Here is a 21,233-nt window from a genome sequence, read left to right on the forward strand (position 1 = left end):
GCGGGGTGCTATCCTAAATTTGATCAAATTTTTGGTGACTCATGAAAATCGGCATCCTGCAAACCGGACACGCGCCAGATTCCATGCTCGCGTCCACAGGCGACTATGACCGCATGTTCGAAACCCTGCTGCGCGGGCATGATTTCGAATTTGTCAATTTTGCCGTCGTCGACAACGAGTTTCCCGATGGGGCCGATGACGCCGAAGGCTGGCTGATCACGGGGTCCAAGCACGGGGTATATGAGGATCATCCATGGATCGCCCCGCTCGAAGATCTGATCCGCGAGATCGCGGGCAAGGGTCTGCCGCTGATCGGAGTGTGCTTCGGCCACCAGATCATCGCCCAGGCCCTGGGTGGCAAGGTCGAGAAATTCGCCGGCGGCTGGGTCGTGGGCGCGACCGATTACTATTTGAACGGTGAAACCCTGACCCTGAATGCCTGGCATCAGGACCAGGTGGTCGAACTGCCCGAGGGCGCACGGGTGATTGCCTCGAACGACTTCTGCCAGAACGCCTTTGTCACCTATGGCGACAACATCTGGACCGTTCAGCCTCACCCCGAATTCGGGAGCGATTTCATCGACGGGTTGATCCGCACCCGCGGCAAGGGCGTGGTGCCCGACGATGTGCTGAGCGGGGCGTCACGACGCTTGGCCGATCCGATCGATAATGACAAAATCGCCGTGCAAATGGCCGAGTTCTTCAAAAAGGGACGCACCAGATGACCGACCTGATCGACCGCCTGCCCGAACCTGCCCGTGCCTACCTCGAGGGACGACGGCTGGACGAGGTGGAATGTATAATCTCGGATTTGCCCGGCATCGCACGCGGCAAGGCGGTGCCTGCCAGCAAATTTGCCAAGCAGGATTACTTTCACCTGCCCGACAGCATCTTTTACCAGACCATTACAGGCGACTGGGGTGAAGCGGCGGGCGAAGACGGCTTTATCGAAAAGGACATGATCCTGCGTCCGGACATGAGCACCGCGACGGCGGCGCCCTGGACCGCCGACTGGACCTTGCAGGTGATTCACGACGCGTTCGATCGCAAGGGCAACCCCGTGCCATTTTCCCCCCGCAACGTGCTGAAACGGGTGGTCAAGCTCTACGAGGATCAGGGCTGGAAGCCCGTGGTTGCGCCCGAAATGGAGTTTTACCTGGTTGCGCGCAATGTCGATCCGGCCAAGCAGATCGAACCGATGATGGGCCGCTCCGGACGTCCGGCCGCCGCACGGCAGGCCTATTCCATGACGGCGGTGGACGAGTTCGGACCCGTGATCGACGACATTTACGACTTTGCCGAGGCGCAGGGCTTTGAAATCGACGGCATCACTCAGGAAGGCGGCGCGGGCCAGCTCGAAATCAATCTGCGTCACGGGCATCCGGTCCGTCTTGCCGACGAAGTGTTCTATTTCAAGCGGCTGATCCGCGAAGCGGCGCTGCGCCATGACTGCTTTGCGACCTTCATGGCCAAACCCATCGCCGACGAGCCCGGCAGCGCGATGCATATCCACCACTCGATTCTCGACATCGACAGCGGCAAGAACCTGTTCGCCGGCCCGCAGGGGGGCGAAACCGATGCCTTCTACCACTTCATCGGCGGGATGCAGCATCATCTGCCGTCGGCCATCGCGGTCATGGCCCCATACGTGAACAGCTACCGGCGATATACCCGCGAACATTCCGCACCGATCAACCTCGAATGGGGCCGTGACAACCGCACCACCGGGATCCGCATTCCCCTGTCCGGACCCGAGGCGCGCCGCGTCGAAAACCGGCTGGCCGGTATGGATTGCAACCCCTATCTCTGCATCGCCGCATCGCTGGCCTGCGGCTATCTCGGGATCATGGAAGAACGGCGCCCGGACAAGCAGTTTCGCGGCGATGCCTATGAGGGCGAAGAGGATATTCCGCGCGTGATGGGCGATGCCTTGTCCCTTTTCGAAGACGCAAAGGCTTTGCATGCGGTGCTCGGCGAGGAGTTTGCCCGCGTCTATAGCATCGTCAAGCGCGCCGAATACGAGGAATTCCTGCAGGTCATTTCGCCGTGGGAACGCGAGCATCTGCTGCTGAACGTCTAGCGTCCAAGACACCGTGAGGCCATCATGAACCTTTTGTTCTCGAACGATCGGCGCGGCGAATACCCGAAAAGCTGGTATGCCGCGACCGCACATCCGGCCGAAAGGTTCCCCCCCCTGCGCGGCGAGACGCGCGCCGATGTCTGTGTTGTCGGTGCTGGTTATACCGGCCTCTCGGCGGCGCTGCATCTGGCCCGGGCGGGGCTGGATGTGGTGTTGCTCGATGCGCACCGGGTCGGCTTTGGCGCGTCCGGGCGCAACGGCGGACAGCTGGGCAGCGGCCAGCGCATGGATCAGGACGGGCTCGAACGCCTGCTTGGCGATGCCGAGGCAGGCAAGCTCTGGCATCTGGCGGAAGACGGCAAGGCCCTGGTCAAATCGCTGATTGCGGACCACCGGATCGAATGCGATCTCAAGCCCGGTGTTGCCCATACCGCCGCCTCGGCGCGAGACGTGACCGACCTGCATCGCTATGCAGAGCACCTTGAGCGACGATACGGCTATGATCAGATCGAGGTCATGGATGCAGCCAGCTGTCACGATCTCTGCCCCTCGCCAGCCTATAAGGGCGGCACCTTGGATTGGGGGGCGGCGCACCTGCATCCGCTGAACTATGCGCTTGGCCTCGGGCGTGCGGCGGCTGCGGCCGGCGTGCGCATTTTCGAAAAGAGCCACGTTCACCACATTGAAGAAGGTCAGCCGGCGACCGTGCAGACAGACAAGGGCCGCGTGATCGCAGATCATGTGATCCTGGCCTGCAACGGATATCTTGGCGGTCTGAACCGCAAGGTCGCCGCGCGGGTCATGCCGATCAACAATTTCATCGTCGCCACCAAACCGCTTGGCTCCGATGCCGCGAGGGTTCTGACGCGGGATGTGGCGGTCGCGGACAGCAAGTTCGTGGTGAATTACTTCCGTCTGAGCGCGGATGGACGGCTGCTCTTTGGCGGTGGCGAAAGCTATGGTTATACGTTCCCGGCCGATATTGCCGCCGTTGTGCGCAAGCCGATGACGGAAATCTATCCGCACCTTCGGGATGTCGAGATCGACTATGCCTGGGGCGGCACGCTGGCAATCACCATGAAGCGGATGCCGTATCTGGCCCGGCTCGGGCCGAACATTCTGTCTGCCTCCGGCTATTCCGGACACGGGGTCGGCACCGCGACCCATGCGGGGCAATTGATGGCCATGGCCGTGCAAGGCCAGGCAGAAGGGTTTGACACCATGGCCCGCGTCCCCACCCCCGCCTTTCCGGGGGGCGCGATGCTGCGCTCACCTTTGCTGGCGCTGGCGATGACCTGGTACAGCCTGCGCGACCGTCTGGGCACCTGACCCGACCACACCGCCGATATCCGGATCCCGTTGCGATACCGGACGCACGTCTTGTCCGACTGTGAGACCAGCTGCGCGCGAGCGGCGGGCACCTTATCTGCCTTCGGCATATGATTGAGCGCATTGCAAGGTGGCCGGGTTTCGCCGGCCATGCCCGATTTCCTGTTGGCACTTGCCGTCAACTGTTTTAACAAAGCCACAGGTTAAGTTAGGGAAATCGAAATATGACCTTGCCACCGAATGTCCATGACGCAGAACCCATCCCGCAATCCGCCCGCGACGCCATTGACGCCCTGATGCAGTCGGGCGATCTGTTTCGCTACACCGCACCGGGCGATGCTCCGGTCGCGCTGCTCGAGGCCGAGTTTGCCGAACAGATGGGCAGCCGATATGCGCTGGCGGTGTCCTCGTGCTCGGCGGCGCTGTTCCTGTCGCTCAAGGCGCTCGATCTGCCCCGCGGCGCGCGGGTCCTGATCCCCGGCTTTACCTTTGCGGCAGTTCCCTCGTCGGTGCTACATGCGGATTGCATGCCGGTCCTGTGCGAGGTGGGTGAGAATTATCGCATCGATATCGAGGATTTCGAGGCCAGGCTTGCCGATGTGCAGGCGGTCATCATCAGCCACATGCGCGGACATACCAGCGACATGGATGCGATCATGGCGCTGTGCGACGCGCGCGACATTCCGGTAATCGAGGACGCGGCGCATTCGCTGGGGACCACGTGGAATGGCCGCAAGATCGGCACCATCGGCAAGGTGGGGTGCTTTTCATTCCAGTCCTACAAGATGATCAACGCGGGCGAAGGCGGCATTCTTGTCACGGACGACGCCGATCTGGTTGCACGTGCGATCATCATGTCCGGCGCATATGAACACAATTGGCAGAAGCACAAGGGATCATCGCCCGAATTGCAGGCCGCCTTTGCCCGCTGGCAGAACCGCCTGCCACTCTATAACCTGCGGATGAGCAACCTGTCGGCGGTCGTGGTCCGCGCGCAAATACCGGAACTTGCGCGGCGGGTGCGCGATGGTCTGGCGAACCACGACCATGTCGCCGCACGGCTGAACGCCTCGCCGCATATCGACGTGCCAGCGCCATTGCCGCAGGAGGTCCGGGCACCGGATTCGATCCAGTTCAACCTCGTTGGTATGGATGGGTTCGAAATCCTGTCCTTCGCCGCCGCCGCCGAGACACGCGGGGTGAAGGTGCAGGTTTTCGGTCAGAGCGCGGACAATGCCCGTGCCTTCTGGAACTGGCAGTTCATCCCCGACCTTCCGGAACTGCCGCGCACCCGCGCGATGCTGATGCGAGCCTGCGACGTGCGCCTCCCGGTTCGTCTCAGCAAGACCGAACTGAACGTCATTTCGGACATTATCCTGGGCGCGGTAGATGACGTCATGGGCCGGGTCGCGGCCTACGGCACCTGATGCGTTTCGCGAGAAATCCGGATGAACTGACGCTGCCTGAGATCAAAGGTCCCAGCACGTCAGTTTGCCGCGAAACCACCTGACGGCCAGCGCAGACGCACCGCCCGTGCCGGAAAAACTCACTTGAGCCTGGACAGCTTGTTCTGAAGCTCAGCCAGTTGTTTCTTGATGTCTTCAAGGTTCTCGGAGCTGTCGTCGCCCTCGGCGTCATCATCCTTCGCAGGACCGCTCCAGGAATTGCCCATGCCACCGGTCATCGCCTTGAGGAATGCGGCCTGCTGCGCCTGCATGGCCTCGAACGCAGGCATTTTGGACATCGGGTTCATCGCCGTCATGTTTTCCATCATCTTGGCCTGATTCTCGCGCAGCATCTCGAATGAGCTTTGCAGGAACTGGGGCATCATGCCGCCGCCCGGCACCATGTAACTGCGCACAAGGTCATTCAATACGTTCACCGGCAGCACGTTCTCGCCGCGGCTTTCGTGTTCGGCGATGATCTGCAAGAGATACTGACGGGTCAGATCGTCTCCCGACTTCAGATCGACGATCTGGACCTCGCGCCCATCCCGGATGAAGCTCGCGATGTCTTCCAGCGTGACATAATCGCTGGTCTCGGTGTTATACAGCCGACGACTGGCGTATCGCTTGATAAGAAGGGGTTTTTCCGTTTCCGCCACCTGACGTCCTCCCGAGACATGATGCATTGCAGAAAAGCCTATGCGAGCGCAGCACAAAAAGAAAGAGCGCGCGGAATGCCAAGGTGCCTGTCAGACTGGGCGGTGCGCCGCATAATCGGATTGCAGCGTTTGAACTCGCTCCTGGGCGGAACAAAAAAAATGGGGACAAATCTTTCGACCTGTCCCCGCGATTGCACCAGTTGGGAGGATTTGGCGCAATTCGTTGTAAGCGTGGCTTACTTGGCTGCCGCTTTCTTGGCCGCAGCAGTCACGTCGCTGGTCGCTTTCTTGACGGCAGCGGTCGCGTCTTCGCTCATGTCCTTACCGGCTGCCATCAGCAGCTCAACGGTTTCGGTCTGAACTTTTTTCGCGATTTCAGCGAAAGCAGCCATGTTTTCGGCAGCAACTTCAGCCGAAGCGGAAGCGAAATCGGTTGCGGCTTTGGCGTAGTCGGCCGGCTCGGCTTTTGCCTTGGACACTTCGCTCAGCTTGGCGATGGTCTCTTTGGTCCACTTGTTGGACAGTTCAGCGGACTTGGAAGCCGCGTCCAGAGCGACAGCCGACAGTTTCTCGTTCAGGGTTGCCTGGGTCTTGAAGGCTTCTTCCATTGCTTTGGTGTCAACGGGGAAGCTGCCCATCATGTCTTTCATGACGGCGGTGAAATCTTGGGTATTTGCCATTGTCCTAATCCTTGCGTTGTTGACCGGGACGATCCCGCGTCTGTTTGCTGAGGACAATATGCATGCTGCGGCGCGGCATTTCAAGGTTTTTTTGCTGCGCCGCAGCATAAGTTAATTTATAATGCAATATCAGACTGTTGCCTTGGCTCGCACATAGCTTCCGGGGGCCGGCGCAAGCGAAGGGCGAGTCGAATCACCGATTTCCCGCGCTGGAACCTGTTTGCCCGAGCGCTTCTTGAGCCAGCTTTCCCAATGCGGCCACCAGGATCCGTCGTGCCGTTCCGCCCCGGTCATCCAGTCATCCGCGGACAGTTTGAGATCCTTGTTCGTGTAATGCCCGTACTTGTTCTTGCTCGGCGGGTTCACGATGCCCGCAATATGGCCGGATTCCGAAACGATGAACTCCTTGCTGCGCGATCCCATCATCTGCACGCCGCGATAGCAATCCTTCCAGGCGGCGATGTGATCGGTCTCGCAGGTGACAGCAAAAAGCGGCACATCCACTTCCGAGATCCTGAGCTTGTGCCCGAAGAGCTCGAAACCGTCCTGGGTGAATTCGTTTTTCTGGCAGAGCCCGCGCAGGTACTGCATCGACATCTTGGCTGGCAGGTTGGCCCCGTCACCATTCCAGTAGAGCAGATCGAAGGCCGGCGGGGCCTCACCCATCATGTAGCTGCGGATTGCCGGCTTGTAGACCAGATCGTTGGACCGCAGGAAACTGAATGTACGCGCCATGATGTAGGACGGCAGAACACCCTTGTCGTTCACCTCGGCCTCGATGCCATCGATGAAATCGTCGGTCAGGAAAGGCGTGAACTCTCCCTGCTCGTCAAAATCGGTCAGGGCGGTAAACAGCGTTGCCGATTTCACCGACTTGTCGCCGCGCTGCTTCAGCAGTGACAACGTCATGGAAAGGGTGGTGCCGGCGATACAATACCCCACGGCATTTACCTGTTTGGTGTTGCAGATCGCCTTTACCTCTTCGAGCGCGGTCAGGTAGCCGTCCTGGACATAATCTTCCAGACCCGTTTCGGAATAGGTGGCATCCGGGTTGATCCAGCTGACCACGAAGAGAGTGTAACCCTGTTCGATAATCCATTTGATCAGGCTGTTCTGCGCCTTCAGGTCCAGAATGTAGAATTTGTTGATCCAGGGTGGAAAGACAATCAGCGGAATTTCATGCACCGTTTCGGTCACCGGCTTGTACTGGATCAGTTCCATCATCCGATTGCGGTACACCACGTCGCCGGGCGTTGTGGCGATGTTGCCGCCCAGCTCAAACGCCTTTTCATCCGCCAGCCGCACAACAAGCTCGCCATTGTTCGCTTCGAGATCGGAGATCAGGTTTTCAAGCCCCGCGACGAGCGATTGCCCTTCGGTCTCGATGGCCTTTTCCAACGCATCCGGATTGGTCGCGAAAAAGTTGGTCGGCGCCATCATGTCGACGATCTGGTTGGCAAAATAGGTCAGCCGCCGCTTTTCCTTGCGATCCATGTCCTGGACACTTTCCACGGCTTGCTTGATCGCGTCTGAATTGATCAGGTACTGCTGCTTGAGAAAGTTGAAATAGGGGTGTTCATCCCACATCGGGTTGGAAAACCGCCGATCGCTCGGCCCGGGATTGGGCGGCGCGGCGAGCTTACCCTTGGCGAATGTCTCCTGCACCTCGGCGAAATGCTTCAGCGACTTGCCCCAATAGGCCACCTGCTGACCGATCATCTTGGACGGATTCTGCATCGCCTCGGCCCAGTATGCGGTTGCTGCCCGTGCAAACAAATCCTGTTTCGGCGCATCCAGCGCGGCATTGTGGCTGGTCTTGTGGGTCATGACCTCCATCAGGCGCCGGGAAAGTTCCTCGATTTTCTCGAGATTTTTCTGAAAACTTTCCAGATGTTCACCGGAATTTTCGGGTGCGCCGTCATGCTTGGTTGTCATTTTATGGAATACCTCGTAATCTTGCTGCTGTGCAGAATAACGTCGCCGGTTTCGGGGGGCAAAGCGACGGATGGTCCGATCTCATCTGGGATCATTTATTAAACTTGGAGTCCCTAAATGCGCTACATGATCACCTACGACTTGATGGAGGCGACGCGCAACACCAATCAGTGGATGGGCGCGTCAGCCCTTGCACTCGCATCATATCCGATATTCAGCATGATTCCAAACCCCGCGCTCAACTGGATGGCGGCCTGGGGTGAAGTGACCGAACGCACGTTTCAGCGCATGGTTGTCAAACCGGACTGGGGCATCCGCACCTTCACCTGCAAGGACGGCAAGGATCACCTGGTCAACATCGAAACGGTGGTTGAACGGTCTTTCGGAGACCTGATCCATTTCAAGGTGACGGGCCGCGAGCCAAGTCCGCGCAAGGTGCTTCTGGTTGCACCGATGTCGGGCCATTACGCGACCCTGCTGCGCAGCACGGTCAAATCGCTGCTGGTTGATTGCGAGGTCTACGTGACCGACTGGCACAATGCGCGCGACATTCCCGTGTCCGCCGGAAAGTTCGATATCGAGGATTACACCCTGTACCTCGTGGACTTCATGCGCGAACTCGGCCCCGACACGCATGTGATCGCGGTGTGCCAACCGGCGCCGCTGACGCTGGCCGCCACCGCCTATCTCGCTGAACAGGATCCCGAGGCACAGCCCCGGTCTCTCACCCTGATCGGCGGTCCGATCGACCCGGATGCGACCCCCACCGACGTGACCGACTTCGGTCACAGGGTGACCATGGGCCAACTGGAAGAGACGATGATTCAGCGCGTCGGGTTCAAATATCCCGGAGTCGGTCGCATGGTCTATCCGGGCCTTCTGCAACTTGCCTCTTTCATGTCGATGAATACCGAGCGCCACGCCAGCGCCTTCACCGATCAGATCCTGCGCGTCGCACGCGGCGAAGCCTCTGAACACGACGCCCACAACCGCTTCTATGACGAATACCTCGCTGTCATGGACATGCCGGCGGAATTCTATCTTTCGACCGTCGAGCGCATCTTCAAGGAACGCGAAATCGCGCGCAACGTCTTTGTCGTTGACGGTCATCAGGTGGATATCGGCAAGATCACCGATGTTGCGGTCAAGACCGTCGAAGGTGCCAAGGACGACATCTCGGCCCCCGGACAATGTATCGCCGCGCTCGATCTCTGTACCGGCCTGCCCGACAGCAAGAAGGCCAGCCATGTCGAACCCGACGCTGGCCATTACGGTATCTTTGCGGGCAAGTCGTGGCGCAACAATATCCGCCCGCTGGTTCTCGACTTCATCGATGCCAACAGCGGCACCGGACGCAAGCAGGCCGCAAACAAAAACGTCGCGGCCGAATAGAGCCCCGCTTTTATGGCGACCACACCGTTCACGGTCTTTTCCTGCAGCTGCGGGAAGGTGCGTGGGCGGATCAGTCCCGTCCGCGCGAGGAGCGGTACACATCTGATATGCCATTGTCGCGATTGCGGGGCGGCGGCGCACTCTACGACTGGCAGATATCTGACCCGAGCCTATCCCGGCCCCATGGCGAGAGGCATGGGGATCCCCCGAAAGGGCGGGAAATCGGCATAGCGCCTCTGGCGTTCTGCCGTCGTTTCTTCCGGTTCCTGGCCCGCCCGCAACAGACTGCCCCGTGGCGCGATGTAGCTGTCGATCCGTCGCAACGGAACGGGCCGCCAGACGAGGTTGAAGGCGCAGAGCTTGGGAAAGAACCAGATTTCGGAATAGGCAAGGTGATCGTGCAACCACCATGCGAGGTCCCGCCAATCGCGACCGGCCTCGTATTGATCGGCAAACCATGGAATGACCACCGACGCCCCGGCGATGCGTTGATCCGCGGTGCCGCGATCCCATATGTGACATTCCAGAGGGTTATCGTTGCGCGCGCAGTTCAGGTGGTTCCGGTTTCCGAAGCTGTTCAGCGTCGGCGAGCGATAGCCTGAGCGCACCGCAATCCGGCCAAAGGTCTCTTCCAGAGGGTCCATCAGCAACCGGCAGAAAGAGCGGCCGTTTTCAATCGCACGGTCCGGATTCTCAGGGATATTGCTCAACTGGTGGATGTTGGCGATTTCGGAATAGAGAAAATCGCGCATGAAAAAATATCGGGACAGTCGGACGCGCCCCAGAGTCTCAAGTCCGCGCATGCTGCCCGGAGGCCGCATCACGCGTAGCCCAGCCAGCGAAACGACCCGTCCTCGGCGAGAGGTGCATAAGGGTTGAACGCCACCTCCCAGATGCAGCCATCCGGCGCCCGGAAATAACCTATATGTCCGCCCCAGAACACGTCATGCGCGGATTTCAGGACGGTTGCGCCGGCGCGTTCCGCGGTGTCGATCAATTCGGCGACCTGCGCCTTGTCCCGCACGTTATAGGCCAGTGTCATCGCCCCGTGCCCGAGCGCCTCGACCGACAGCCCCATGTCCCGCGCGAGATCCGCGAGAGGATAGAGACCGAGGGTCTGGCCGATGAGATCAAAGGCGATCACCCCTTCCTCCCCCGGGACCCTTTGCCATCCGAGCGCCTCGTAGAACGCTGCGGCTGCTTCGATGTCGGCAACGCCCAAGGTCACAAGACTGATTCGTTGTTCCATGATCATATCCTTTGCTCCTGTTGGAAATCAGCTGTGATCCCCGCCCGCTCCGGCGGCATCAGAAGCCCGACGAACGGGCGCATCATCCAGCACCGTTCAGGATGTCGGCCACTGCCGTTTCGATCAGCCCAAGGCAGGTTTCGTCGGAAAAACGGTGGTCCGCATCCTTGACCAGCGTCAGCCGCATATCCGGACATTGTGCATGATCCAGCAGGCGCAGGGCGGTCTCGGTGCTGACCGCCGTGTCATTGGTGCCCTGCAGACTGCGCACGGGAAACGGCAAGGACAATGGCGCGCGCAGGACCAGCCGTTTGCGGCCATCCTCGATCATGCGTTTGCTGATGATGTAGGGTTCCATGTAATCCGACGGCAGTTCGACATGGCCGACGGTCTCCAGCGCCTGTTTCTGTGCATCCGTAAAGTTCGCCCAATAGCCATCCTCGGTAAAATCGGGCGCGGCGGCGATGGTGACGAGGCCCGCAATGCGGTCTGGAATCGCCCGCGACAGCAACAGCGCCTGCCACCCGCCCATCGACGATCCGACAATCACCAGCGGGCCCTCGGTCAGCGCAGTGACGGCGGCCAGCGCGTCCTCGGCCCAATCGCCGATACAGCCATCTTCAAAGCGCCCGCTGCTTTCTCCGTGACCGGAATAGTCGAACCGCAGGAACGCCTGCCCGCGTTTTCTCGCCCAGGCTTCGAGGTGCACGGCCTTGGTGCCTTCCATGTCGGATTTCAGCCCGCCCAGGAACACGATGCAGGGCGCTTTTCCGTCGCTCTTGTGATAGGCGATGCGCCGGTTCTGCGGAGTTTCAAGAAAGGATGGCTCGTGCATGTGTCCTCCGGGATTTTCACAGATCATGCACCACCCGGCAGCGGCTGCAACTGCCGAATTGAGCAAGGCCCCGCCGTCGCGGCCGACCTCATCGCAAGCGGCTTGTGGGACGGTCACGGAATACGTAATGCGTGCCCAATCATCAAGGATTGCCCATGTTCAGGATCATTCGCCTCATCCCCATCCTGTTTTGCCTGTTGGCCGTCACGCTGGCGACAGTCTGGGGCTGCCTGGCGCTCTGGTATCACGGCCCGCTGACCGAACAGAACAAGCTGTTCGCGATTGCAGGATTCGCGGTATTTGGCCTGATCGTCGCCATTGCGCTCTTTACCCGGCGCAGGATTGGCGCGCTTGGCCTCTTCGGGCTTGGGCTGGCGGCACTCTTGTTCTGGTGGAATGGCATTGCCCCACCCACCGAGCGAAATTGGTCGCCCGACGTGGCGCGGCAGGTCACCGGCCGTATCGAGGGCGATATCCTGACCCTCGACAACCTGCGCAATTTCGACTGGACGGGGCCCGACGACGCGATCCCGCGTTGGGAAACCCGCAGTTATGATTTGAACGAGTTGCAAACGGTTGACATGTTCCTGTCTTACTGGGCGGGTCCGTTGATGGCGCATTTCATCGTCAGCTTTGGCTTTGCCGATGGCGAACAACTGGCATGGTCTGTCGAGGTCCGGCGCGAGGTCGGCGGCGCGTTTTCCCCTCTGGCGGACGCATTCAAATCCAACACTCTGGTAATCGTCGCAGCAGATGAGCGCGATGTCGTGGGTGTACGGTCAAATTTACGCAACGAAGATGTGCAACTCTTCCGCCTTGCCGCCGACCCGCAAGTGGCTCGCGCTCTGCTCACCGAATACGTGCGCGATGCCAATGCGCTCTCCCAACGGCCCGAGTTCTACAATTCCATCACCACGAATTGCACCACCGTCGTTGTGCGGATGATGCGCGCCATTGGCGATGGGCTGCCGCTGGATTGGCGCCTGCTGGCGAACGGCTACCTGCCCGATTACGCCTATGACCAACAGGCCCTGGATATGCGTTATTCGCTCTCCGACCTGCGCGCCCTGGGCCGGATTGACCGCCGCGCCAAGGCTCACGGGCTTGAACCCGGCTTCTCCGAGGCTATCCGGCGCGACGTTCCGCAACCGCAACCCGGTCCGAGCGGATCATGATGCGGTTCAATCCGGAACGAGCACCTGCATCACCGGAACATCGTTCAGCACCTCGACCAGTGTCGGAGGCTTCACCTTGGTATCGAAATTGTCTTTTTCCAGGCTCGACCCGATCAGTTGAACCACTTCCGGAGAGCCTGCAAACTTGGAATGCGTGCCCGATGCGGAATCGTCAATCTCGCTGAGGTCGATGACCGTAACGCCGAGAGCAGAGAGTTCGGCGGCATCCGTTTCGCCCACGCGGTCCACCCCGCCCGAGATCCGTCGCGATACCATCAATGCCCTGTCATCGCGCGACACGAACACAAAGACATTCCCCGTCTTTCCCCGTATGCGGCGCAACTGCGTCTTGAACAGATCAAGATCGATATCCGGCGCCGCGAACATGATATTGTTGACACCCGTGAACGACCAGGGGGTGTTCGAGACCGTGGCTTCGACCAATGCTTCGACGGTAAGCAGGGAACCCATGGAATGCGCGAACAGATCGACGCCATTGGCCCGCGTTGCCCGCATCATCCGGGCCGTGTTCAGCAATTGTGGCCGTGCCGCGAGCGCACTGTTCAGGTCGTAGACATAGTGTGATGCCTTGCCCGCCGAAGCCCAGGAGAACAACACCGGTACACCGGAGAAATTCGTGTCCTCGACGAATTGCGCGATGCGAAGGACCGAATCGGTAAAGGTGTTGTTGTAGCCGTGCACGAATAGGAGGATATCGCGATCCTCAGGAGCCCTTGTTGCAAGTTCGGCATTGATCCCCGCCACGAACGCGTTCGAGTTCCCATAGACTGCAGGCTCGATCACCGCAAACTCTGTCCGAGGGTCCGGGGGCAGCCGTTTCGGCCGCTCGATCATGCCCGGCTTGTGGGTCGGAGGGATCGATACGACAACCGAGGACAGACCCAGATCGGGTGCCCGCTCGCCGGAATAAAACACCCCGATCGCTTCCGTGGCTTCGCGCGTTGTCGCGATAAAGATCTTCTGCCTGCTGGCTTCGGTGACGGCGCGGGCCGGTGCAGACGCGTTGTCGATGCCGATCAGATCCGGGGGACGCGTGCAGGACAACAACCCGATGCACAAAAGCAGGGCTGCTAGCGCGCGAATGGTGGCGATCATGGTGCAATTCTCCGGGTCTGGTCCTGAGCGGCCCGCTCCGTTTCGACCGCGAGCCATTGGGCGCGAATTATCACGGGGCGCCGCCGGACTGACAAGTCCCGATCTGGTGCAATAGACGGTTGACTTGATACAGAACGCGGCCCAAACAGGCGCCCGCAGACATAACCCGCAACCGGGCGTTCAGTGGGCGCCAAACCGACGAGGAGGCCCAGATGGCCCAAATCTCCCTCACCCTTCCCGATGGCAATGCACGATCCTATGACGCCGGCATCACGGCGGCGCAGGTCGCGGCCGATATCTCCACCTCGCTCGCCAAAAAGGCCATCAGCGCCACGGTCAATGGCCGGCATTGGGACCTTGCCTGGCCCATCGACGCCGATGCCGATATCGCAATTCACACGATGAAGGACGAGGCGCAGGCCAACGAGCTGATTCGCCATGACCTCGCTCACATCATGGCGCGCGCCGTGCAGGAAATCTGGCCCGATACCAAGGTCACGATCGGCCCGGTGATCGACAATGGCTGGTACTACGATTTTGATCGCGAGGATCCGTTCACCCCTGAAGATCTCGGGCTGATCGAAAAGAAGATGAAAGAGATCATCAACAAACGCGACCCCGTGGCCACAGAGGTCTGGGAGCGCGAGCGCGCGATCAAGCACTACACCGACAACAACGAACCCTACAAGGTCGAGCTGATCGAGGCGATTCCGGGCGACGAACCCCTGCGCATGTATTGGCATGGGGATTGGCAGGATCTGTGTCGTGGGCCACACCTGCAACATACCGGGCAGGTCCCGGGTGACGCATTCAAGCTGATGTCGATCGCGGGTGCCTATTGGCGCGGCGACAGCGACCGCGCGATGTTGCAGCGCATTTACGGCGTCGCCTTTCAGAACAAGGAAAAGCTGAAGGCACATCTCACCATGCTGGAAGAGGCGGCCAAGCGCGATCATCGCAAGCTGGGTCGCGAGATGGACCTGTTTCACATGCAGGAAGAGGCGCCGGGCCAGATTTTCTGGCATCCCAACGGCTGGACCGTCTATACCACGCTGCAAGACTATATGCGCCGCAAACAGCGCGCCGGCGGCTATGTCGAGGTCAACACCCCGCAAGTGGTGGATCGCAAGCTGTGGGAAGCGTCGGGACACTGGGACAAGTATCAGGAGCACATGTTCATCGTCGAAGTCGACGAGGAGCACGCGCGCGAAAAATCGGTGAATGCGCTCAAGCCGATGAACTGCCCCTGTCATGTTCAGATCTTCAATCAGGGCCTGAAATCCTATCGTGACCTGCCGTTGCGCATGGCCGAATTCGGCAGTTGCAACCGGTACGAGCCTTCGGGCGCACTGCACGGCATCATGCGGGTGCGCGGGTTCACGCAGGACGACGGACATATCTTCTGCCGCGAGGATCAGATCGAGTCCGAGACTGCCGAATTCATCCGTTTTCTCAGCGAGATTTACAGGGACATCGGTTTCGAGAAGTTCAGCGTGAAATTCTCGGACCGTCCGGAGACGCGTTCCGGATCGGATGAGGTATGGGACAAGGCCGAGGCGGCGCTGCTGTCAGCCACCCGTGCTGCCGGTATCGAACCCGAGCTGAATCCCGGCGAAGGTGCGTTTTATGGACCCAAACTGGAATTCGTGCTGACCGATGCGATCGGGCGCGATTGGCAATGCGGCACCCATCAGGTGGATTTTGTCCTGCCGGAACGGTTGGACGCGACCTATATCGGCGCCGACGGGGCCAAGCATCGACCGGTCATGCTGCACCGCGCAACCCTGGGCAGCTTCGAACGCTTCATCGGAATCCTGATCGAAGAACATGCGGGCAAGCTGCCCTTCTGGCTGGCACCGCGCCAGGTCGTCGTGGCCTCGATCACCTCCGAGGCTGACGACTACGTGCATGATGTCGTCGCCGAACTGCGAAGAGTCGGCGTGCGCGCAGAACCGGATACGCGCAACGAAAAGATCAATTACAAGGTGCGTGAACACTCGGTCGGCAAGGTCCCGGTGATCCTTGCCGTCGGTGGCCGAGAGATCGAAGAGCGGACCGTATCCGTGCGCCGCCTTGGCGAAAAGCAAACCAGCGTTCAGGCGCTGGCAGATGTTACAACCGCCCTGTCGCGCGAAGCGACGCCACCGGATCTTTTGTAATAATCGCGCCGCACACGAAACAATCCGGCCCTGAAGCGCGGGCCGGATTGAAACATTTGACAAATATCTCCTTATTTTGGACCTTTGCGCCGCCGTTCGTCGTAACACGGCCTGACGGGGACGTGAGACACGGGCTCGTGAGTTCACGCGGCCCGGCAGATCACATATCTTTTTTCATCACAGATCGAAGATGTTGAACAATTCGAGGGAGACCAACCATGTCCAACACCGCAAAGACACTGGCCGTTGCAGGCGCCGTTGCTGCTGCGCTGGCCGCCACCACCAACGCCGCCAGCGCACAGGCCAAGGAAAAATGCTATGGCATCGCGCTGGCCGGTCAGAATGACTGTGCCGCGGGTCCGGGCACCACATGTGCCGGAACCTCGACCGTTGATTACCAGGGCAACGCGTGGACGCTTGTTGACGCCGGCACCTGCGAAGACATGGAGCTGCCGGCAATGGCAGACGGCACCCCGCGCCAGGGGTCGCTCGAAGCGCTGACCCGCGACCTGCCGGCATAAGCCATACAACCGGGCGGGCCGTCACCGGCCCGTCCTGTCGACGGGAAAGCACCGCCATGCTGGATGCCTCAGTCAAAGCCGGATCGCTGCCAGCGGGTGCCGGAGTCGGCTACAAACCGCAACATTTCACAGACATCACCGACGCTCCCGGTCCGGTCGAGTGGCTCGAGATCCACGCCGAGAACTACATGGGAGACGGCGGCCGCCCCCTCGCACAATTGCGCGCGCTGGCCGAACGATTTCCGATCTCGGTTCATGGTGTCGGTCTCTCGATTGGCGGCGAGGCACCGCTGGATACAGATCACCTCGGGCGGCTTAAGCACCTGTTGGGCTGGTTGGAACCGGCGAGCTTTTCCGAGCATCTCGCCTGGTCCACGCATGGGGCCGAGTTCCTGAATGACCTGCTCCCCCTGCCCTATACCAATACCACGCTCGCCCGCGTCGCCGCGCATATCGATCAGGTACAGACCACCCTTGGCCGTCGGATGCTGCTTGAGAACCCCTCAAGTTACCTTGCTTTTGCCGAAAGCACCTGGTCCGAACCCGAGTTCCTTGCCGAACTGGTGCGGCGCACGGGCTGCGGTCTGCTTCTCGATGTGAACAACGTCTTCATTTCCGCCACCAATCTGAAAACCGCTCCGCAGGACTATATCGATGCCTTCGCCCTCACCGAGGTAGGAGAAATCCATGTGGGCGGCCACGATGAAGACGCCGACGAATACGGCGCGCCGCTGTTGATCGACAGCCACGGCAAACCTGTTGTCGATCCGGTCTGGGCGCTGCTGGATCATGCGCTGATGCGCGCGGGACCGCTTCCCGTGCTGGTCGAATGGGACAATGACGTGCCGGACTGGCCCGTTCTGCGCGATGAAGCCGCGCGGGCCGCCGCCTTACTCAGCCGGGTCGCCGCGTGACCACCGTGTCGCAATCCCTGTTCCGCCAGGCATTGCTTGCGCCCGACCGCGCCGCGCCGGACGGATTGCGTGACAGCGACGGGCACCCGGCAGGAGCGCGCTTTGACGTCTATCGCAACAACGTGGTCGTTTCACTGGTCGAGGCGTTGCACGCCGGTTTTCCCGTTCTCGCCAAGCTGCTCGGCAAGGACAACATGGATGGCATGGCGCGCATGTTCGTGCGCGCGCATCCACCGACCTCGACGCTGATGATGTTTTACGGCGAGGCCCTGCCGGATTTCATTGCGCGCCTGCCGCAGCTTTCGCATCTGGGTTATCTGCCCGACATCGCGCGACTGGAACTTGCTCTGCGCCATTCCTATCACGCCGCCGATGCCACGCCGATCGCATCCGAGTCGCTGGCTTCGCTGTCGGCAGAAACCTTGCTCGCGACACGGCTGACACTCACCCCGTCCGTCCGGCTCGTGCGGTCGCCCTGGCCGATCCACGACATCTGGCGATACAACACGCAGGCCGGCGCGCCCAAGCCGACACCGACCGCTCAGGACGTCCTCATAACACGCGCGGAATTTGATCCGTCGCCGGCATTGCTGCCACCGGGTGGCTATGCCTGGGTTCAGGCTCTCTTGCAGGGCCAGAGCATTGGCCAGGCCCTCGACATCGCGCATCAGGACGCCGCCGACTTCGACATGACCGGTCCGCTGACCCTGCTGCTGACCGGGAATGCAATCACATCACTGACAGACAAGGACTGAGCCCATGACCGCGCTGATCTCGTTGCATAATGCCGTGTTCGACTGGCTTGACCGCCATGCCGGCCTGATCCTGCCGACCCTGGCGCGGTTCGTATTCGCCGCCGTTTTGCTGGTCTATTTCTGGAAATCGGCGCTGACCAAGGTCGGCAGCGGTATGTTCGGTCTGTTTTCACCCTCTGACGGTGCCTATGTGCAGATCTTTCCCCGCGCGATGGAAGCGGTGAGCTATGACAGTTCGCAACTGGGTTTCTTTCATTGGGCGGTGGCGTTGCTCGGCACCTGGGCGGAATTCGTCCTTCCCGCATTGATCCTCGTGGGATTGCTCAGCCGTCTGGCCGCCATCGGCATGATCGGATTCGTGATCCTGCAATCCGCCACCGATATCGTCGGCCACGGCGCGACCGATGCGACCACACTTGGAGCGTGGTTCGACGCCGCGTCGGGCAGCCTGATCATGGATCAGCGAACCTTGTGGGTGATGGTTCTGCTGGTGATCGTCGTCAAGGGCGCCGGGCCGCTGTCACTCGACCGGCTGATGGGCCGCCTGTCCTAGGGTACGATTTGCACTCTCGGATGCGGCGACGGCTCCCAGAATCAGTGCTGCGTTGCGCATTCAGGCCCTGCTGTGCGTGATCCAGGAACAGACACCGCTCTAGGAAACGCCGAGGGCCGCCTGCACGTCTGCGTTCCAACCCAGCGTCAACTGGCCATTGTTTTCGATCAGCGGTCGTTTCATCAGCGCCGGATGATCGACAAGCAGATCAAGCCGTGGGCGTGCGCGTTCCGTTTCGCTGAGCCCACGCCAGGTCGTCGAACGCGTGTTCAGCAGCGCATCGCCGAATTGCGCCTCGGCCCGTTCAAGAACATCCGGCGGAACGCCTTCGCCGCGGACATCCACAAAGCGCACCTCTTTCAATGATTTCAGCGCCTTGCGGCAGGTATCACAGTTTTTTAGCCCATAAAGAACCATCGTGCATCTCCTCTGTTGATGCGCAAATTTCCGTCAATCCAACGTAATAGATCGCCTTTTTCTTGATTTTTCATCGGGTCGTGCGATCTTAAGAGTTGCTACACTCCTTCTGCGTGCACTTGTTCCGGGCGGCCGGCGCGATCACGGCTCGGGAGCGTGCGCAACAATGGACGCCACCGCGATTTCGGGGCACAAAGTAAATTAGAAGGAGACACGGGAAATGCCAACCGGCACCGTGAAATGGTTTAACACGACAAAAGGCTACGGCTTCATCGCCCCCGACACCGGCGGGAAGGATGTGTTTGTACATATCTCGGCCGTAGAACGATCTGGTCTGACTGGCCTGGCTGACAATCAAAAAGTCGACTATGAACTGCAGGAAGGCCGCGACGGCCGGGAAATGGCCGCAAACCTGAAGCCGCTCTGACGCAAGCTAAAAAGAACGCCGCGTCCCGGCGTGTTCACGGGACGCGCCAAGACCGGCAAAATCGTGGCATCAGTCGCACTCATCCCGCCGCAGAGAATCGCAGCAGAAGCAACACGGAGGTCGCTCGGAAAATTTGTCGGCGACTTGCGACATGAAAACGGTCGCAGAATTATGACCTGTGTGGCCTGTACATCAACGTACGCAACACGCCCCAAGCCGCCAACACTTTACTACTGAAAATTGGCCCACCACTCACGACAGGCTTACGCACCAATGCGGGGATAATCCCGGGCTGACCGAGTCGTGTCTACCCCAAAGGGGCAGGAAACAGTATGTTTCCAGCGGATCTCGTGCAATTTCTTTGAAGGTTTCGCCCCATGCGTGACGTAAGGTAACGGTCGCTCTCTCTTAGGTAGAGCCGACGCCGCGATCCATACCGCGGCAGCGACGAGCGTCCCCGATAACGGGGCCGCTCAACACGATCTCAACCGAACGCAGGGCAATCCTGCGTGGAAATGCAATTCAATGATGTGCGTCTTGCTTGTCAAACTCGCTTGAAAGCCGTGCCCGCAGTTTTTTCGCGGCGCCTTTCAAAGCGGCGCGGATGTCGGCCGCATCGTGATGGGCCGCCAACGGATCCATGCCGCGTGGCCGCGCCTCGATGGTGCAACGGATGTGCTCCGGCCCATGCTTGTCTGCGTTCTGATCCTTCAGATGAACCTCGATACGGGTCAGTCGCTCCTCAAAGTGACCAAGGTCCGACCTCACGGCTGCTTCGGCGACCTCCGCCACTCTCTCGTCACCATGAATGAAATTGTCGGTGTTGACCTGAATCTGCATTTGCAGTCTCCCTTCAGTATTATCCCAAGGGGTATGCTTGCCCGAGGCGGGTTTCAAGAGCGGACGGGCAACGTCTGATCCGGTCCGCACCTCGCTCGGGTTATTGCCACCGATCTTGCAACCGGTCCCGTCTCAGAACTCGACTCCTGCCTGGGCTTTGATGCCATCTCGGAACGGGTGTTTCACAAGTGTCATCTCGGTCACCAGATCGGCGGCTTCGATCAGCTCGGGCTTGGCATTCCGCCCGGTCAAAACCACGTGCGTCATCGCAGGCTTTTCGGTCAGCAGAAAATCGACAACCTCGTCGATATCCAGATAGTCATAGCGCAATGCGATGTTGATCTCGTCCAGAAGGACAAACCGGATATCCGGGTTGCGGATCAGCTCCTTCGCCTTCGCCCATCCTGCCTGCGCAGCGGCGATATCGCGCTCGCGGTCCTGGGTTTCCCAGGTGAACCCTTCGCCCGAGATGACAAAGGTGCACTCGTCGGCAAACCGTTCACGCAGGAAATCTGCTTCGCCGGTTTTCCAGTTTCCCTTGATGAACTGCACCACGGCACAAGGCATCCCATGCGCGATACACCGCATCACCATTCCGAACCCTGATGAGGACTTCCCCTTGCCCGGCCCCGTGTGCACGATCAGCAACCCCTTCTGGTCGGTCTTGGTCGCCATCATGCGGTCTCGCGCGGCCTTGATCTTGCGCATCTTGTCTCGATGGCGGGTGTTTTCATCTTGCATGGCTCTGTCCT

The 21,233-nt window shown here is 60.1% G+C and carries 22 protein-coding genes; 12 read left to right on the top strand and 10 right to left on the bottom strand.

Features of this window, described 5'->3' with window-relative positions; translation table 11 throughout:
- The first annotated feature begins 41 nt into the window (after window positions 1–41).
- The 4 genes from AB9K34_RS24250 to AB9K34_RS24265 all read left to right on the top strand — a co-directional run bounded on the left by AB9K34_RS24250 (window position 42) and on the right by AB9K34_RS24265 (window position 4,836).
- Window positions 42–725 (top strand): type 1 glutamine amidotransferase, encoded by a 684-nt coding sequence (locus tag AB9K34_RS24250; protein ID WP_369957361.1) that lies wholly within the window; start codon window positions 42–44, stop codon window positions 723–725.
- A complete protein-coding gene (locus AB9K34_RS24255; RefSeq protein WP_369957363.1) occupies window positions 722–2,080 on the top strand; it encodes a glutamine synthetase family protein in 1,359 nt (452 codons plus the stop codon). The genes AB9K34_RS24250 and AB9K34_RS24255 overlap by 4 nt, the downstream gene beginning before the upstream one ends.
- A 24-nt stretch (window positions 2,081–2,104) precedes the next feature.
- Window positions 2,105–3,409 carry an NAD(P)/FAD-dependent oxidoreductase gene (locus AB9K34_RS24260; RefSeq protein WP_369957365.1) on the top strand — a complete coding sequence of 435 codons (1,305 nt, stop codon included), beginning with the start codon at window positions 2,105–2,107 and terminating at the stop codon, window positions 3,407–3,409.
- A 224-nt stretch (window positions 3,410–3,633) separates the two neighbouring features.
- Complete coding sequence (locus AB9K34_RS24265) at window positions 3,634–4,836, top strand: DegT/DnrJ/EryC1/StrS family aminotransferase (protein ID WP_369957367.1); 1,203 nt, start codon at window positions 3,634–3,636, stop codon at window positions 4,834–4,836.
- Between the two features lie 119 nt (window positions 4,837–4,955).
- Here AB9K34_RS24265 and phaR read toward each other — a convergent pair whose 3' ends face one another.
- The 3 genes from phaR to AB9K34_RS24280 form a co-directional block, all read right to left on the bottom strand.
- Window positions 4,956–5,513 (bottom strand): polyhydroxyalkanoate synthesis repressor PhaR, encoded by a 558-nt coding sequence (phaR, locus tag AB9K34_RS24270; protein WP_369957369.1) that lies wholly within the window; start codon window positions 5,511–5,513, stop codon window positions 4,956–4,958.
- 236 nt (window positions 5,514–5,749) lie between these two features.
- A complete protein-coding gene (locus tag AB9K34_RS24275) occupies window positions 5,750–6,193 on the bottom strand; it encodes a phasin family protein (protein ID WP_369957371.1) in 444 nt (147 codons plus the stop codon).
- A 129-nt stretch (window positions 6,194–6,322) separates the two neighbouring features.
- Window positions 6,323–8,128 (bottom strand): PHA/PHB synthase family protein, encoded by a 1,806-nt coding sequence (locus AB9K34_RS24280; protein ID WP_369957373.1) that lies wholly within the window; start codon window positions 8,126–8,128, stop codon window positions 6,323–6,325.
- 117 nt (window positions 8,129–8,245) lie between these two features.
- On the opposite strand from AB9K34_RS24280, the gene phaZ reads away from it, so the two are divergent.
- The gene (gene phaZ, locus AB9K34_RS24285; protein ID WP_369957375.1) at window positions 8,246–9,520 is read left to right on the top strand and encodes a polyhydroxyalkanoate depolymerase; all 1,275 of its coding nucleotides are present in this window, start codon (window positions 8,246–8,248) and stop codon (window positions 9,518–9,520) included.
- 170 nt (window positions 9,521–9,690) lie between these two features.
- Here the strand turns inward: phaZ and AB9K34_RS24290 are convergent, their stop codons facing one another.
- The 3 genes from AB9K34_RS24290 to AB9K34_RS24300 all read right to left on the bottom strand — a co-directional run bounded on the left by AB9K34_RS24290 (window position 9,691) and on the right by AB9K34_RS24300 (window position 11,604).
- The gene (locus AB9K34_RS24290; RefSeq protein ID WP_369957420.1) at window positions 9,691–10,323 is read right to left on the bottom strand and encodes a hypothetical protein; all 633 of its coding nucleotides are present in this window, start codon (window positions 10,321–10,323) and stop codon (window positions 9,691–9,693) included.
- A 17-nt stretch (window positions 10,324–10,340) separates the two neighbouring features.
- The gene (locus AB9K34_RS24295) at window positions 10,341–10,769 is read right to left on the bottom strand and encodes a VOC family protein (RefSeq protein WP_369957377.1); all 429 of its coding nucleotides are present in this window, start codon (window positions 10,767–10,769) and stop codon (window positions 10,341–10,343) included.
- Window positions 10,770–10,851: 82 nt separating this feature from the next.
- A complete protein-coding gene (locus AB9K34_RS24300) occupies window positions 10,852–11,604 on the bottom strand; it encodes an alpha/beta hydrolase (RefSeq protein WP_369957379.1) in 753 nt (250 codons plus the stop codon).
- Between the two features lie 155 nt (window positions 11,605–11,759).
- Between AB9K34_RS24300 and AB9K34_RS24305 the strand changes: the two genes are divergently transcribed.
- Window positions 11,760–12,779 (top strand): DUF4105 domain-containing protein, encoded by a 1,020-nt coding sequence (locus AB9K34_RS24305; protein WP_369957381.1) that lies wholly within the window; start codon window positions 11,760–11,762, stop codon window positions 12,777–12,779.
- 6 nt (window positions 12,780–12,785) lie between these two features.
- Here AB9K34_RS24305 and AB9K34_RS24310 read toward each other — a convergent pair whose 3' ends face one another.
- Entirely contained in the window at window positions 12,786–13,895 is a 1,110-nt protein-coding gene (locus AB9K34_RS24310; RefSeq protein WP_369957383.1) for an alpha/beta hydrolase, read from the bottom strand.
- Window positions 13,896–14,107: 212 nt separating this feature from the next.
- Between AB9K34_RS24310 and thrS the strand changes: the two genes are divergently transcribed.
- The 5 genes from thrS (at window position 14,108) to AB9K34_RS24335 (ending at window position 18,797) form a co-directional block, all read left to right on the top strand.
- Window positions 14,108–16,054, top strand: a complete 1,947-nt coding sequence (gene thrS, locus AB9K34_RS24315; protein WP_369957385.1) for a threonine--tRNA ligase — start codon at window positions 14,108–14,110, stop codon at window positions 16,052–16,054.
- Window positions 16,055–16,272: 218 nt separating this feature from the next.
- Window positions 16,273–16,575: a DUF2282 domain-containing protein gene (locus AB9K34_RS24320; RefSeq protein ID WP_369957387.1), complete on the top strand. Its 303-nt coding sequence runs from the start codon at window positions 16,273–16,275 to the stop codon at window positions 16,573–16,575.
- 56 nt (window positions 16,576–16,631) lie between these two features.
- Window positions 16,632–17,489, top strand: a complete 858-nt coding sequence (locus AB9K34_RS24325) for a DUF692 family multinuclear iron-containing protein (protein ID WP_369957389.1) — start codon at window positions 16,632–16,634, stop codon at window positions 17,487–17,489.
- Complete coding sequence (locus AB9K34_RS24330; RefSeq protein WP_369957390.1) at window positions 17,486–18,244, top strand: putative DNA-binding domain-containing protein; 759 nt, start codon at window positions 17,486–17,488, stop codon at window positions 18,242–18,244. The genes AB9K34_RS24325 and AB9K34_RS24330 overlap by 4 nt, the downstream gene beginning before the upstream one ends.
- A gap of 4 nt (window positions 18,245–18,248) precedes the next feature.
- Entirely contained in the window at window positions 18,249–18,797 is a 549-nt protein-coding gene (locus AB9K34_RS24335; protein WP_369957392.1) for a DoxX family protein, read from the top strand.
- 99 nt (window positions 18,798–18,896) lie between these two features.
- On the opposite strand, the gene AB9K34_RS24340 is transcribed toward AB9K34_RS24335, so the two are convergent.
- On the bottom strand, window positions 18,897–19,214 hold the full coding sequence (locus AB9K34_RS24340; RefSeq protein WP_369957394.1) for an ArsC/Spx/MgsR family protein: 318 nt from the start codon (window positions 19,212–19,214) through the stop codon (window positions 18,897–18,899).
- A gap of 220 nt (window positions 19,215–19,434) precedes the next feature.
- On the opposite strand from AB9K34_RS24340, the gene AB9K34_RS24345 reads away from it, so the two are divergent.
- Window positions 19,435–19,641, top strand: a complete 207-nt coding sequence (locus AB9K34_RS24345; protein WP_369957396.1) for a cold-shock protein — start codon at window positions 19,435–19,437, stop codon at window positions 19,639–19,641.
- 522 nt (window positions 19,642–20,163) lie between these two features.
- Here AB9K34_RS24345 and AB9K34_RS24350 read toward each other — a convergent pair.
- Together AB9K34_RS24350 and cobO are read right to left on the bottom strand one after the other, a co-directional pair.
- Window positions 20,164–20,481: an HPF/RaiA family ribosome-associated protein gene (locus AB9K34_RS24350; protein WP_369957398.1), complete on the bottom strand. Its 318-nt coding sequence runs from the start codon at window positions 20,479–20,481 to the stop codon at window positions 20,164–20,166.
- 132 nt (window positions 20,482–20,613) lie between these two features.
- Window positions 20,614–21,222, bottom strand: coding sequence for a cob(I)yrinic acid a,c-diamide adenosyltransferase (cobO, locus tag AB9K34_RS24355; protein ID WP_369957399.1), 609 nt, complete (start codon window positions 21,220–21,222; stop codon window positions 20,614–20,616).
- Window positions 21,223–21,233: the final 11 nt, after the last annotated feature.

The organism is Sedimentitalea sp. XS_ASV28 (assembly GCF_041224545.1).
Classification (GTDB): domain Bacteria; phylum Pseudomonadota; class Alphaproteobacteria; order Rhodobacterales; family Rhodobacteraceae; genus Sedimentitalea.

Excerpts from the sequence above, each read along its gene's own strand:
- AB9K34_RS24250 (WP_369957361.1), top strand. The coding sequence starts at position 42 with ATGAAAATCGGCATCCTGCAAACCGGACACGCGCCAGATTCCATGCTC.
- AB9K34_RS24255 (WP_369957363.1), top strand. The coding sequence starts at position 722 with ATGACCGACCTGATCGACCGCCTGCCCGAACCTGCCCGTGCCTACCTC.
- AB9K34_RS24260 (WP_369957365.1), top strand. The coding sequence starts at position 2,105 with ATGAACCTTTTGTTCTCGAACGATCGGCGCGGCGAATACCCGAAAAGC.
- AB9K34_RS24265 (WP_369957367.1), top strand. The coding sequence starts at position 3,634 with ATGACCTTGCCACCGAATGTCCATGACGCAGAACCCATCCCGCAATCC.
- AB9K34_RS24275 (WP_369957371.1), bottom strand. The coding sequence starts at position 6,193 with ATGGCAAATACCCAAGATTTCACCGCCGTCATGAAAGACATGATGGGC.
- AB9K34_RS24280 (WP_369957373.1), bottom strand. The coding sequence starts at position 8,128 with ATGACAACCAAGCATGACGGCGCACCCGAAAATTCCGGTGAACATCTG.
- phaZ (WP_369957375.1), top strand. The coding sequence starts at position 8,246 with ATGCGCTACATGATCACCTACGACTTGATGGAGGCGACGCGCAACACC.
- AB9K34_RS24290 (WP_369957420.1), bottom strand. The coding sequence starts at position 10,323 with ATGCGCGGACTTGAGACTCTGGGGCGCGTCCGACTGTCCCGATATTTT.
- AB9K34_RS24295 (WP_369957377.1), bottom strand. The coding sequence starts at position 10,769 with ATGGAACAACGAATCAGTCTTGTGACCTTGGGCGTTGCCGACATCGAA.
- AB9K34_RS24300 (WP_369957379.1), bottom strand. The coding sequence starts at position 11,604 with ATGCACGAGCCATCCTTTCTTGAAACTCCGCAGAACCGGCGCATCGCC.
- AB9K34_RS24305 (WP_369957381.1), top strand. The coding sequence starts at position 11,760 with ATGTTCAGGATCATTCGCCTCATCCCCATCCTGTTTTGCCTGTTGGCC.
- AB9K34_RS24310 (WP_369957383.1), bottom strand. The coding sequence starts at position 13,895 with ATGATCGCCACCATTCGCGCGCTAGCAGCCCTGCTTTTGTGCATCGGG.
- thrS (WP_369957385.1), top strand. The coding sequence starts at position 14,108 with ATGGCCCAAATCTCCCTCACCCTTCCCGATGGCAATGCACGATCCTAT.
- AB9K34_RS24320 (WP_369957387.1), top strand. The coding sequence starts at position 16,273 with ATGTCCAACACCGCAAAGACACTGGCCGTTGCAGGCGCCGTTGCTGCT.
- AB9K34_RS24325 (WP_369957389.1), top strand. The coding sequence starts at position 16,632 with ATGCTGGATGCCTCAGTCAAAGCCGGATCGCTGCCAGCGGGTGCCGGA.
- AB9K34_RS24335 (WP_369957392.1), top strand. The coding sequence starts at position 18,249 with ATGACCGCGCTGATCTCGTTGCATAATGCCGTGTTCGACTGGCTTGAC.
- AB9K34_RS24340 (WP_369957394.1), bottom strand. The coding sequence starts at position 19,214 with ATGGTTCTTTATGGGCTAAAAAACTGTGATACCTGCCGCAAGGCGCTG.
- AB9K34_RS24345 (WP_369957396.1), top strand. The coding sequence starts at position 19,435 with ATGCCAACCGGCACCGTGAAATGGTTTAACACGACAAAAGGCTACGGC.
- AB9K34_RS24350 (WP_369957398.1), bottom strand. The coding sequence starts at position 20,481 with ATGCAGATTCAGGTCAACACCGACAATTTCATTCATGGTGACGAGAGA.
- cobO (WP_369957399.1), bottom strand. The coding sequence starts at position 21,222 with ATGCAAGATGAAAACACCCGCCATCGAGACAAGATGCGCAAGATCAAG.